Source organism: Pseudomonas sp. AP3_22 TE3818 (assembly GCF_053628995.1).
In genome coordinates this window covers 1,337,744-1,350,017 of the sequence record NZ_JBRJHL010000001.1, presented here as the reverse complement: position 1 = coordinate 1,350,017, position 12,274 = coordinate 1,337,744, and the positions used below count along the sequence as shown (strand labels likewise).

Annotated in this window: 13 protein-coding genes; 6 read left to right on the top strand and 7 right to left on the bottom strand. The window is 61.6% G+C overall.

Going from position 1 to position 12,274, the window contains the following annotated elements:
• Window positions 1-108: 108 nt before the first annotated feature.
• The 4 genes from AB7M25_RS06405 (at window position 109) to AB7M25_RS06390 (ending at window position 5,245) form a co-directional block, all read left to right on the top strand.
• Window positions 109-1,875, top strand: a complete 1,767-nt coding sequence (locus AB7M25_RS06405; RefSeq protein ID WP_454237080.1) for a sensor histidine kinase — start codon at window positions 109-111, stop codon at window positions 1,873-1,875.
• Window positions 1,869-3,194 (top strand): sigma-54-dependent transcriptional regulator, encoded by a 1,326-nt coding sequence (locus AB7M25_RS06400; protein WP_454237079.1) that lies wholly within the window; start codon window positions 1,869-1,871, stop codon window positions 3,192-3,194. Before AB7M25_RS06405 ends, AB7M25_RS06400 begins: the two co-directional genes overlap by 7 nt.
• Before the next feature lie 274 nt (window positions 3,195-3,468).
• Entirely contained in the window at window positions 3,469-4,788 is a 1,320-nt protein-coding gene (locus AB7M25_RS06395; RefSeq protein WP_007978480.1) for an MFS transporter, read from the top strand.
• 223 nt (window positions 4,789-5,011) lie between these two features.
• Window positions 5,012-5,245 (top strand): hypothetical protein, encoded by a 234-nt coding sequence (locus AB7M25_RS06390; protein ID WP_104449250.1) that lies wholly within the window; start codon window positions 5,012-5,014, stop codon window positions 5,243-5,245.
• 14 nt (window positions 5,246-5,259) lie between these two features.
• On the opposite strand, the gene AB7M25_RS06385 is transcribed toward AB7M25_RS06390, so the two are convergent.
• The gene (locus AB7M25_RS06385) at window positions 5,260-5,415 is read right to left on the bottom strand and encodes a hypothetical protein (protein WP_429394141.1); all 156 of its coding nucleotides are present in this window, start codon (window positions 5,413-5,415) and stop codon (window positions 5,260-5,262) included.
• Window positions 5,416-5,447: 32 nt separating this feature from the next.
• Here AB7M25_RS06385 and AB7M25_RS06380 point away from each other — a divergent pair, with 32 nt between their 5' ends.
• Window positions 5,448-6,077, top strand: coding sequence for a flavin reductase family protein (locus AB7M25_RS06380; RefSeq protein WP_429384909.1), 630 nt, complete (start codon window positions 5,448-5,450; stop codon window positions 6,075-6,077).
• On the opposite strand, the gene AB7M25_RS06375 is transcribed toward AB7M25_RS06380, so the two are convergent.
• Complete coding sequence (locus AB7M25_RS06375; RefSeq protein WP_102698409.1) at window positions 6,078-6,308, bottom strand: hypothetical protein; 231 nt, start codon at window positions 6,306-6,308, stop codon at window positions 6,078-6,080.
• Between the two features lie 41 nt (window positions 6,309-6,349).
• Window positions 6,350-6,703, bottom strand: a complete 354-nt coding sequence (locus tag AB7M25_RS06370) for a putative quinol monooxygenase (protein WP_454237078.1) — start codon at window positions 6,701-6,703, stop codon at window positions 6,350-6,352.
• A 338-nt stretch (window positions 6,704-7,041) separates the two neighbouring features.
• Between AB7M25_RS06370 and AB7M25_RS06365 the strand changes: the two genes are divergently transcribed.
• Window positions 7,042-7,971 carry an AraC family transcriptional regulator gene (locus tag AB7M25_RS06365; RefSeq protein ID WP_454237077.1) on the top strand — a complete coding sequence of 310 codons (930 nt, stop codon included), beginning with the start codon at window positions 7,042-7,044 and terminating at the stop codon, window positions 7,969-7,971.
• A 140-nt stretch (window positions 7,972-8,111) separates the two neighbouring features.
• On the opposite strand, the gene AB7M25_RS06360 is transcribed toward AB7M25_RS06365, so the two are convergent.
• The 4 genes from AB7M25_RS06360 to AB7M25_RS06345 all read right to left on the bottom strand — a co-directional run bounded on the left by AB7M25_RS06360 (window position 8,112) and on the right by AB7M25_RS06345 (window position 12,192).
• Window positions 8,112-9,167 (bottom strand): ABC transporter ATP-binding protein, encoded by a 1,056-nt coding sequence (locus tag AB7M25_RS06360; protein ID WP_007978493.1) that lies wholly within the window; start codon window positions 9,165-9,167, stop codon window positions 8,112-8,114.
• A gap of 18 nt (window positions 9,168-9,185) precedes the next feature.
• Window positions 9,186-10,034, bottom strand: coding sequence for an ABC transporter permease (locus AB7M25_RS06355; RefSeq protein ID WP_007986104.1), 849 nt, complete (start codon window positions 10,032-10,034; stop codon window positions 9,186-9,188).
• Entirely contained in the window at window positions 10,031-10,939 is a 909-nt protein-coding gene (locus tag AB7M25_RS06350) for an ABC transporter permease (RefSeq protein WP_007978497.1), read from the bottom strand. The genes AB7M25_RS06355 and AB7M25_RS06350 overlap by 4 nt, the downstream gene beginning before the upstream one ends.
• A gap of 149 nt (window positions 10,940-11,088) precedes the next feature.
• Window positions 11,089-12,192: an ABC transporter substrate-binding protein gene (locus AB7M25_RS06345; RefSeq protein ID WP_104449254.1), complete on the bottom strand. Its 1,104-nt coding sequence runs from the start codon at window positions 12,190-12,192 to the stop codon at window positions 11,089-11,091.
• Window positions 12,193-12,274: the final 82 nt, after the last annotated feature.

Sequence of the window (12,274 nt, the reverse complement as noted above, 5' to 3'; positions counted from 1 at the left end):
TGGGGTGTACATAGCCTGAATGCCGGGTAGGACCAGTCAAAGGATGAATAGATTCCCATCACCCGGCACATGTTATGGTGCCCACCCTGACTCCAGCCTTCCCATAGCATGCTCCCGACCTCCCGAACCCTGCGCCTGGCGCTCTACACCTTGTTGATCATCGCCGGTGCCGCCATCGCCGCCACCCTGGCCATGCGCCACACCGTGCGCCAGTCAATGGTCGAAGACGCCGCCCGCGCCAATCAGCAACTGGCGCTCTATGCCACGTCCCTGCATACCCTGATCGAACGTTACCGTGCCCTGCCCGCCGTGCTGGCGCTGGACCCGGAGTTGCGCTCGGCGCTCAAGGGGGCGGTGAGTCCCGGGCAGCAGGATGCGTTGAACCGCAAACTGGAAAAGATCAACGGCGCCGCCGAATCCTCGACCCTGGAACTGCTCGATCGCACCGGCCTCGCCGTGGCGGCGAGCAACTGGCGTTTGCCAAGCAGCTATGTCGGCCACAACTATGGTTTCCGTCCCTATTTCAACCAGACCCGCACCCAGGGCACCGGGCGTTTTTACGCGGTAGGCGTGACCAGCGGGATTCCCGGCTACTTCCTCTCCAGCGCGGTCAGCGATGACGACGGGCAGTTCCTCGGCGCCATGGTGGTGAAACTGGAATTTCCCGAACTGGAACGCGAGTGGCGCCAGGGCAGCGACACGCTGTTGGTCAGCGACGCGCGCGGGATCATCTTCATCGCCAACCAGCCGGGTTGGCGCTATCGCTTGCTCAAGCCGCTGAGCGACAGCGATCACGCCGAACTCAAGGCCACCCGACAGTACGACAAGCAGCCGCTGACGCCGCTGGAGTTTCAATCGTTGCGGCGCTTCGACGACAACAGTGACCTGGCTCGGGTCGATGGCCCGGATGGCAAGGCGGATTATCTGTGGGAATCCCTGCCGCTGAGCGCCGAAGGCTGGACCCTGCATCTGCTGCGGCGCCCGCAAGTGGCCTTCGAAGACAGCCGCAATGCCGCTCTCGCTGCGGCCGGCTTGTGGCTGACCCTGGTGTTCCTGCTGCTGTTTCTCAATCAGCGCTGGCGCCTGGCCAGACTGCGCCAGCGCAGTCGTGAAGAACTCGAACAACTGGTGGAAGAGCGTACCCGCGACCTGCGCACCGCCCAGGAGGGCCTGGTGCAGTCGGCCAAACTCGCGGCGCTGGGGCAGATGTCCGCCGCCCTGGCCCACGAGATCAACCAGCCGCTCACCGCCCAGCGCATGCAGCTGGCGACCTTGCGCCTGCTGCTCGACCACGGCCGGGTCGACGACGCCTACAAGGCGCTCAAACCGGTGGATGAAATGCTCACGCGCATGGCCGCCCTCACCGGCCACCTGAAAACCTTCGCCCGCAAAAGCCCCAGCGGTTTGCGCGAACGCCTGGACCTGGCAGCGGTGGTGGACCAGTCGCTGCAACTGCTCGACACCCGGCTGCGCGACGAACAGGTCAGCACCGTGTTGCACCTGACCCGCCCGGCCTGGGTGCGCGGCGATGCGATTCGCCTGGAACAGGTGCTGATCAACCTGCTGCGCAACGCCCTCGATGCGATGCAGGACAAACCCTGCAAACGCCTGGAAATCCGCCTCGAAGCGGACGAACAATTGTGGCGCCTGAGCGTGATCGACAACGGTGGCGGAATCGCCGAAGAGAACCTGCCCAAGGTCTTCGATCCGTTCTTCACCACCAAACCGGTGGGCGATGGCCTGGGCATCGGTTTGGCCGTATCGTTTGCCATCGTTCACGAATCCGGCGGGCGCTTGAGTGCCGACAATCATGACAAAGGTGCCGTGTTTACCCTGACCTTGCCCATCGACCTGGAGGTGCATGAACCATGCTGAACTCAGTGATGGTGGTGGACGACGAAAGCAGCATCCGCAGTGCCGTCGAGCAATGGTTGAGCCTGTCGGGTTTCGAGGTGCAATTGTTCAGCCGCGCCGACGAGTGCCTGGCGCAATTGCCCAGGCACTTTGCCGGGGTGATTCTCAGCGATGTGCGCATGCCCGGCATGACCGGCCTGGAACTGCTGGCCGAGGTGCAACGCCGGGATGCCGACTTGCCGGTGATCCTGTTGACCGGCCACGGCGACGTACCGATGGCCGTCGAGGCCATGCGTGACGGCGCCTACGATTTCCTCGAAAAGCCCTTCAGCCCGGAAACCCTGCTCGGCAGCCTGCGCCGCGCCCTCGACAAACGCCGGCTGGTGCTGGAAAACCGCGCACTGCATGAGCAGGCGGACAACCGCGCCAAACTGGATGCCACGCTGCTCGGCGTGTCCCGTGGCCTGCAAACCCTGCGTCGGCAGGTACTGGACCTGGCAGCCCTGCCGGTCAACGTGCTGATTCGCGGGGAAACCGGTAGCGGCAAGGAGCTGGTTGCACGCTGCCTGCATGACTTCGGGCCGCGAGCCGACAAGCCCTTTGTCGCACTCAACTGCGCGGCCATCCCCGAGCAGCTGTTCGAGGCCGAACTGTTCGGTCACGAGAGCGGTGCGTTCACCGGGGCGTCCGGCAAGCGCATCGGCAAACTCGAATACGCCGACGGTGGCACGCTGTTTCTCGATGAAATCGAAAGCATGCCGCTGGCCCAGCAGGTGAAATTGCTGCGGGTGCTGCAAGAGCAGAAGCTTGAGCGACTGGGTTCGAACCAGAGCATTCGCGTGGATTTGCGCATCATTGCCGCGACCAAACCGGACCTGCTCGACGAAGCGCGAGCCGGACGCTTTCGCGAAGACCTGGCCTATCGCTTGAACGTCGCTGAACTACGCCTGCCGCCCTTGCGCGAGCGCCGTGAAGACATCCCGTTGCTGTTCGAATCCTTTGCCCAAAACGCCGCCGAACGGCTGGGACGTAAATTTCCACCGTTGAGCGGTGCGCAGTTGAGCCACCTGCTGAGCCACGACTGGCCGGGCAATGTGCGTGAACTGGCGAACGTCGCCGAGCGTCAGGTACTGGGGCTTGGTGAGCCTGTACCAGAAGGGATCGAGCCCGGTCAGTCACTGGCGGCGCAGCAGGAGGCTTTCGAGGCGCAATGCCTGCGTGCGGCATTGACCCGGCACAAGGGCGATGTGAAAGCGGTGCTTGAAGAACTGCAACTGCCACGCCGGACCTTCAATGAAAAGATGCAACGGCATGGGTTGAGCCGGGAGATGTTCCTCTGATTTTCTGTAGGAGCTGGCTTGCCAGCGATGAACGATAACGCGGTTTCTCAGATACACCGCGTCGCCTGAATAGCTGGCAAGCCAGCGCCTACAGGATCGCCAACATCGGCGAAAATCCGCTCATCTGCTCTGGACCAACAAGCGGATTTCCGCTCACCCAAACACCACCACCCCTCTAAACCGGCCCTCTCCCCCTTGGCACAGCTCCTGCTATAGCCCCTGCAGGCTGCGTTTAACCGCGCTCCACAAAAACAATTAAATGAAGGATCCTTCAATGGATAACTCCAACTCCCTGCCGCTTGGGTCGGCTGCCGTGCCGGCCAAAGAAAGAACCACGTCCAGCCGCATCAAATCGATCTTCAGCGGTTCCGTCGGCAACATGGTCGAGTGGTACGACTGGTACGTCTACGCCGCCTTCTCCCTGTACTTCGCCAAGACGTTCTTCCCCAAGGGTGACACCACCGCCCAACTGCTCAACACCGCCGCGATCTTCGCCGTGGGCTTCCTGATGCGTCCGATCGGTGGCTGGCTGATGGGGCTGTATGCCGACAAGGTCGGGCGCAAAAAGGCCCTGATGGCCTCGGTGTACCTGATGTGCTTCGGTTCGCTGCTGATCGCCCTGAGCCCGAGTTATGAAGTCATCGGCATCGGTGCGCCGATCCTGCTGGTGTTCGCGCGCTTGCTGCAAGGCCTGTCGGTGGGTGGCGAATACGGCACCTCCGCCACTTACCTCAGCGAAATGGCCACCAAGGAACGTCGCGGTTTCTACTCCAGCTTCCAGTACGTGACCCTGATCTCCGGCCAGCTCATCGCCCTGGCGGTGTTGATCGTGCTGCAACAACTGCTGACCACCGAAGAGCTGTACGCCTGGGGCTGGCGCATCCCGTTCGCCATCGGCGCGCTGTGTGCCGTGGTGGCGCTGTACCTGCGTCGCGGCATGGAAGAAACCGAGTCCTTCACCAAGAAGGAAAAAGCCAAGGAAAGCGCGATGCGCACCTTGATGCGTCACCCCAAGGAACTGATGACCGTGGTCGGCCTGACCATGGGCGGTACCCTGGCGTTCTACACCTACACCACCTACATGCAGAAATACCTGGTGAACACTGTCGGCATGAGCATTTCCGACTCCACCACCATCTCCGCCGCCACACTGTTCCTGTTCATGTGCCTGCAACCGATCGTCGGCGGGCTATCGGATAAAATCGGGCGCCGGCCGATCCTGATTGCCTTCGGCATCCTGGGCACCCTGTTCACTGTGCCGATCCTCACCACCCTGCACACCATCACGACCTGGTGGGGCGCGTTCTTCCTGATCATGGCGGCGCTGATCATCGTCAGCGGCTACACCTCGATCAACGCCGTGGTGAAAGCCGAACTGTTCCCGACCGAAATCCGCGCCCTGGGCGTGGGCCTGCCGTACGCACTGACCGTTTCGATCTTCGGCGGCACCGCTGAATACATCGCGCTGTGGTTCAAGAGCATCGGCATGGAGACGGGTTACTACTGGTACGTGACCGCGTGTATTGCCGTGTCGTTGCTGGTGTACATCACCATGAAAGACACCCGCAAACATTCGCGCATCGTCACCGACTGATCACCGACCGGCGCTCACTGCAACGGTGAGCGCCAGGCCCTTCGCGAACGGGTTCGCGGAGGGCACCATTCGTCTCCCCCACCACCAGGATAATCATCGGTTAATGCACCGGCAGCAGCCTGCAGCTGAGTGCATCCAGATCGACAGGACGCACGTATATCCGTTACAGGCCTCGAAGGAGTGCCTGAACGTACCCATAGCGAACGTACCTGGAGTACCTGTCATGAAAACCCGATTGATCCTTGCCCTGACCCTTTCCGTGCTGGCTGCCAATGCCTTTGCAGCCGACGGCTACGACAAGACCGGTTCGGCCTCCTACGGCTCCGGCACCAGCGCTGCCATCGAACACGCCCATTCGGGCACCTATGCCGCCGATGGTTTCGATAAAACCGGCACCGCGGACGCTATCGCTGCTGACGGCTTCGACAAAACCGGCAGCGCAGAAGCTATCGGCTGAATGTGGAGGGAAATTCACAGCCCGGCTTCAAAACCTGTAGGAGCGAGCTTGCTCGCGAAAGCATTCTTGCAGACCACACAGCGGTTGAATGTGAAACCGCTATCGCGAGCAGGCTCGCTCCTACAGTGATCTTCATCCGGCTGGAATTCTGCAGCGAGTGACTGCACCATGAACGTTCCCGCACGTTCTGGAACACAGCCCAATGCCCGACGACATCCACTTCTACGAACCCGCCAACGGCCACGGCCTGCCCCACGATCCGTTCAACGCCATCGTCGGCCCGCGCCCCATCGGCTGGATCTCTTCAAAGGATGCCGAAGGCCGCTTGAACCTCGCGCCCTACAGCTTCTTCAACGCCTTCAACTACATCCCGCCGATCATTGGTTTTTCCAGTGTCGGACGCAAAGACAGCCTGAACAACATCGAACAAACCGGCGAGTTCGCCTGGAACCTGGCCACCCGTCCGCTGGCCGAGCAGATGAACCAGAGCAGCGCCATGGTCAGGCCTGAGGTCAACGAATTCGAACTGGCCGGCCTGACGACCGTTGCCTCGAAGGTCATTCAGGTGCCACGGGTGGCCGAAAGCCCGGTCTCCTTCGAGTGCAAGGTCACGCAGATCATTCAGTTGCAGCGGGCGGACGGCAATGTGGTGCCGAGTTGGCTGATCCTCGGCGAAGTGGTCGCCGTGCATATCGCCAAATGGCTGTTGAAGGATGGGGTATACGACACCGCCGCGGCAGAACCGATTCTGCGCGGCGGCGGGCCGGCGGATTATTTCCAGCTGGGGCCTGAGGCGTTGTTCAAGATGTACCGCCCGGGGGCGGTGAAGTGATCACCAGAGCAGGTCGGTGTTTTCCTTGACGTCCTTGAGGCGGGTCAGCTCCCTGGCGGCCGCATCATCGGCCTCGTGGGCCGTCTTGAAGGTCTGGCCTTCCAGCACTTTGTGAAACCGCGGGGCGCCGGCACCACCCAGCGCTTTGACGGCGATAGCGGCGTGGTAGCCCCCCTCGCCCGGTACTACAGCGGAAACAGCTTCGAAGTGATCAAAGGCTTTACGTGCCATGTCGCGAATCCTGGCTGGTTGAGAATGCCGTCATTAAACCCTCAACCGGCCAGTTTGTGTACCGTCAGTCCGGACTGACCGAGGGCCTGCGCCACCGACACTTCCTTGAAGGTGTGGAAATCCAGACTGTTGACCACCAGTTCCTGCACCAGCTCGGCAAAAATCTCCATCGCCGGCGTGCTGAAGTACGCTGTCATGGCTTGCTGATCGCTCCAGAAACCGGACACCAGCCACAGTTCCGGATCGCACTGCGAATGCTGCAAGGCGAAGCTCAGGCAGCCTGGCGCTGCGCGGGACGGTTCGATCAGGGCGCTGAGACGCACACCGAGTTCCGCCGAGCGCCCGGCGCGCGCCCGAACGAAGGCCATATGACTGACGGGGATCTGCTTGGACATGTTCAACCCTCCCGGGGAGTCGCGTGGCAGCCATGGGACGGGCTGCGACAGGATCAAAGGTTAAGGGTCGCGACGCCTGTCTCGTTAGTCGATTCCTGCCGGCGCGTTGCACAATCCTGCGAAACTGCATGACGAGCCTGTAACAAAGGGTAAAACCCTGTCACGGTTCTGCCATACGAATTTCAAGCAAGTTTTTCAGGCACAAGGCTCTAGTGGCAATACCGCCGGTCAACCCCCGGCAGAATCAGGCAAGCATCCGGCAGGATGTGTCTACCGCTGCCACTTGCACAAACATATGCTCTGCTCCATTCCCTCCATGCCTGCCGAGGATGCCACGCATGACGTCGCTCGATCACTTTCAAGCCCCGCTGGATACCGACATGGAAAAGCAACGCGCGGAACTGGCGGCGATCATCCGCCGTAACACCACCGAAGATGGCAGTTATGCCACGGCCATCGGCTCGCTGTTCATGTCACGCCACAGCCAATCCCACGAGTTTGCCCCGGGGCTGGCGCAACCGGCACTGTGCATCATGGCCCAGGGGCGCAAGGAAGTTCGGCTGGCCAACGAGTACTTCAACTACGACCCGTTGAACTACCTGGTGGTCTCGGTCTCGATGCCACTCAGTGGGCGGGTGGTGGATGTCTCGGCCGAGGAACCGATCCTGGCCCTGCGCCTGGATATCGATCCGGCGGAAATCACCGCACTGATCGCCGACGCCGGCCCCCTCGGCGTGCCCACCCGGCCGACCGGGCGCGGGCTGTATGTCGAGCGGCTCGATACGGCCATGCTCGATGCCGTGCTGCGCCTGGCACGGCTACTGGACACGCCGAAAGACATCGCCATGCTCGCGCCGCTGATTCGCCGGGAGATCCTCTATCGCCTGTTGCGCAGCAAACAGGGGCATCGACTGTACGAAATCGCCATCGCCAACAGTCAGAGCCATCGCGTCAGCCAGGCGATCAAATGGCTCAATGGCCATTTCGAACAGCCGTTGCGCATCGATGATCTGGCGAAGGAAGTGAACCTGAGCGTATCGACCCTGCATCACCGCTTCAAGGCGATGACGGCGATGAGTCCGTTGCAGTATCAGAAGCAGTTGCGTCTGCAGGAAGCACGGCGGTTGATGCTGGCCGAAGGGCTGGAAGCTTCGGCGGCGGGGTATCGTGTCGGGTATGAAAGCCCTTCGCAGTTCAGCCGGGAGTACAGCCGGTTGTTCGGCGCGCCGCCGTTGCGGGATCTGGCGCGGTTGCGGTTGACGGTCTGATCAGGAGTGTTGCGGATGGCGCCATCGCTGGCAAGCCAGCTCCTACAGGGGAATATTGGTGAACACCCAATTGTGTGAACACCGACGGCCCTTGTAGGAGCTGGCTTGCCAGCGATGGGCTGCACAGCAGCCCCTGAAAATCAGGCCCCAAGTACCCGGCAAGCCTCCGCCGGCAAGGTCACCGACACCGGATGGCCGACGCTCAGGCCAAAGCCCTGGCACGGCGTACTCAGCGCGGTAAACGATACCCCGGAACACTCAACCGTGGTCTCGATGGTCGCGCCGATATCGCGCACGAAGGTCACCTTGCCCAGCAAGCGGTTGCCCGCCGTCGCCTGCGGCGCCGACAGTTGAAGGTCTTCCGGACGAATCAGCATCTTCACCTTTTCCCCTGCCGCAACGCTCGTGCAGATCGGCACTTGCAGCGCATCGCCACCCGGCAGGCTGACCTTGCCGTTGCCCAGCGCCGTGGCCGGGAAGATGTTGCCCGAACCGATGAAGTCCGCGACGAACTCGTTGGCCGGGTGCCGGTAGATTTCAATCGGCGTGCCGACCTGCTGCACCCGATGCTCACCCAGCACGACCACAATATCGGCCATGGTCATGGCTTCACGCTGGTCGTGGGTCACCATGATGGTGGTGATGTTCAGGCGCTGTTGCAGTTGACGGATTTCCACCTGCATCGATTCGCGCAGCTTGGCGTCCAGCGCCGACAACGGTTCGTCGAGCAGGAGGATTTTCGGGTGATTGGCAATCGCCCGGGCAATCGCCACGCGCTGGCGTTGCCCGCCGGAGAGCTTGGCCACCGGACGATCGATCATCGGTTGCAACTGGATCAGTTCCAGCAACTCCACCACCCGCGCCTGCTGGTCAGCCTTGCTGACCCCGCGCAGTTTCAGCGGATAGGCGATGTTCTCACCCACGGTCATGTGCGGGAACAGTGCCAGGGACTGGAATACCATGCCGAAGTTGCGCAGGTGCGCCGGGGTGTGGCCGATGTCTTCACCGTCCAGGCGGATCTCGCCGCCGGTCAGGGTTTCAAGGCCGGCAATCATGCGCAGCAGCGTGGTTTTGCCACAGCCCGAAGGGCCGAGGAAACACACCAGTTTGCCCTCGGGCAAATGCAGGTTCACATCGGTTACCGCGCAGGCCGAGCCGTAATGTTTCTCGACGTTTTCCAGAATCAGACCAGACATTTGAAGTACCTCAAGAAATCAGAACGAAACGCCACCTTCACCCACCAGCTTCTCCAGCGCCCAGATCAGGACGAAGTCGATCAGCACGATCAGCACGGCAAACGAAAATACGGTTGGGTCGAGCGAAGACACGGTGCGGCTGTACATCCAGATCGGCACGGTCATCACATCGATGGTGTAGAGGAAATAGGTCACGGTGAATTCGTTGAACGAGACGATGAACGCCAGCAGCATGCCCGCCAGGATCCCCGACTTCATCAACGGCACCACCACATCGACAATCGCCCGCAACGGTGAGGCGCCGAGCATCTGCGCGGCCTCCTCGACTTCGCTGCCGATGGAGAGCATCGCGGCCGTGCAGTTCTTCACCACGAATGGCAGCGCCAGGATCACGTGGGCAATCACCAGGCGCGAGGTGGTCATCTGGAATGGCAGGCTGTCGAACACCAGCAGCAACGCCAGCCCCAATACCACCATCGGGAACACCAGTGGCAACGACATCAGTTGCAGGGCCACGGCCTTGCCACGGAACTCGCAACGGGTCAGGGCATACGCCGCCGGTACGGCGATGATGGTCGCGAACACCATGGTCAGGCAGGACACCATCAGGCTGGTGGTCATGGCTTTGCCCAGGCTCAGCACATCGCTGGCGTCCGGCGACACGAAGGTGTGCCAGGCGGCCTTGTACCATTGCAGGCTGTAGCTGCTCGGCGGGAAGTCGAGGTTCGACGCGCCGCTGAACGACATGACGATCATGGTCAGGATCGGCAGCACCGCCAGCAGCAGGATGAAGCCCGAAAGGATGCCGGCAAACTTGCCGGTCTCGCCGGGCAACAGTCCATAACGTTTTTTGGTCAGGGTGCTCATTGGGAAGCCTCCAGCATGCGCCGACGACGGCCAGTGATGTATTCGGACAAGGTCATGATCGCGAGGGTGGTGACGATCAGCACCACACCGGCAGCGGACGCGGCGGGCCAGTTCATCAGCGGGGCGATCTGGTCATGCACCATCACCGCCAGCATCGGCACGCGCCGGCCACCGAGCAGCAAGGGCACCACGAAACTGCTGGCGTTGTAGGCGAACACCAGGGTCGCACCGGTAATGATCCCCGGCAGACTCATCGGCAATACCACCTGGCGGAACACCTGGAAGCGACTGGCGCCGAGGGTGGCAGCGGCTTCTTCGTAGCTGCGGGCGACGCCGCGCATGGCGCTGGCGATCGGCAACACGGCCAGCGGGAAGGCGGTTTGCACCAGGCCCATCAACACGCCGTTCTGGTTGTACAACAGCATGATCGGGCGCTTGATCAGGCCCAGGCCCATCAGGGTCTGGTTGAGCATGCCACCGGGACCGAGGATCACCAGCCAGCCGTAGCTTTGCAGCAGCAGGTTGACCAGCAACGGCAGCAACACCGCCGCCAGGAAGATCCGTCGCACGAACGGCGAGGTCAGGCGCGACATGGTGTAGGCCACCGGGATCGCCAGAATCACTGCGATCACCGCGCTGATCAGCGCCAGGCGCAGGGTCAGCATCAGGGATTTGAGGTAATAGGGTTCCAGCAACTGGGCGTAGCTGGCCAGGCTGAACCCGGACCATTCCGCGCCTTTGGTGCCCACGCTCATGCGCAGTACCAAGAGGCTCGCGGCAATCAATACGCCAAGAAACAGCATCGACGGCGTGAGGAAAAACCAGGCGCGCGTCGTTGGCGAAACACCCCGAGCGGCGCGCACGGGGGCGGCACTCACCGGATGGGTCAGAGGTTGGTGTTCCATAGCAAAGGTCTCGTCAATGGAAGATCAAGCGCATGGCGAGTGCTGCGCACTCGATCGCTGGCAAGCCAGCTCCTACAGGTCATGCGCTGTTCTTGTAGGAGCTGGCTTGCCAGCGATGGAGGTTCGAAGAACCTCCCGCGGCATTCAGATCAGGAAGAAAAGATTTCCGTGTAACGACGAATCCATTGGTCATGCACAGTCGCCAGGAAGGCGTTGTCGTGCATGATCGCCTTCTCGGCAATCTGCTCCGGCGTGAGGATGTACGGGCTTTTGCGCGCTTCGGCGGAGATGATCGCCTTGGCGTTGACCGGGCCGTTGTAGATGTCTTCAGCCATCTTGCCCTGCACCAATGGGTCCAGGGAGTGGTTGATGAAGGCATAGGCCATGTCGGTATCGCCCGGACGGTTCTTCGGCATCACCGACAGCATCAGGTCGGTGTAGAAACCTTCCTTCATGCCAAAGGTCGCGCCCAGACCGTAGTTCGGATCGCGGATCTGTTTCGGGAAGAACGCCGGTGCGTACAGGCCACCCATGTCCAGGGAACCGGTGCGGAACAGCTCGGCGATCTGGTTCGGGTTTTCACCCAGGGTCACCACACGATCTTTCAGCTCGGCGAGTTTCTTGAAGCCAGGTTCGATGTTGTGCTCGTCACCACCGGCCAGTTTGGCGGCGATGATGATCAGGTCCATGGCCTCGGTCCAGTTCGGCGGCGGCAGGAAGATGTTCGGGGCCAGTTCCGGGTCCCACAGGGCCGCGTAGCTGGTCGGAGCTTCTTTCTGGGTGCGGGTGCTGTAGACCAGGCTGTTGCACCACAGCAGGTAACCGATACCGTGGCCATTGGCGCCGGTGCGGTACTTCTCCGGTACATCGACCAGGTTGGGAATGCGGTTGAGGTCGGGTTTTTCCAACAGGTTGGCGGCGGCCAGACCTTCGGCGCCGACGCCTGCCAGGGTAATGATGTCGTACTGAGGACGATCACCGCCGGCCTTGAGTTTGGCGACCATTTCCGAGGTACTGCCGGTGCGGTCAGCGATGACCTTGCAGCCGTACTTGTCTTCGAAAGTCGCGGCGATGTTGCGCAGTGCAGCCAGGCCGGTGTCATCGGACCAGGTCAGCAAACGCAGGGTCTTGCCGGCAAAGCGTGTGTCGCTGGCATTGGCCTTGATGAACGGCATGCTCATGGCTGCCGCTGCAACCGAGGCTACGCCCACGGTCTTGATAAATTGACGTCTGTTCAGATCATGCTCGCCCATTACGGACTCCCTTTGTTTTTGTAGGTATAAGGCAGGTCGAAACTGTTGCATCCGCGCGACCGGATCAGCGTTGGCCCCTCTA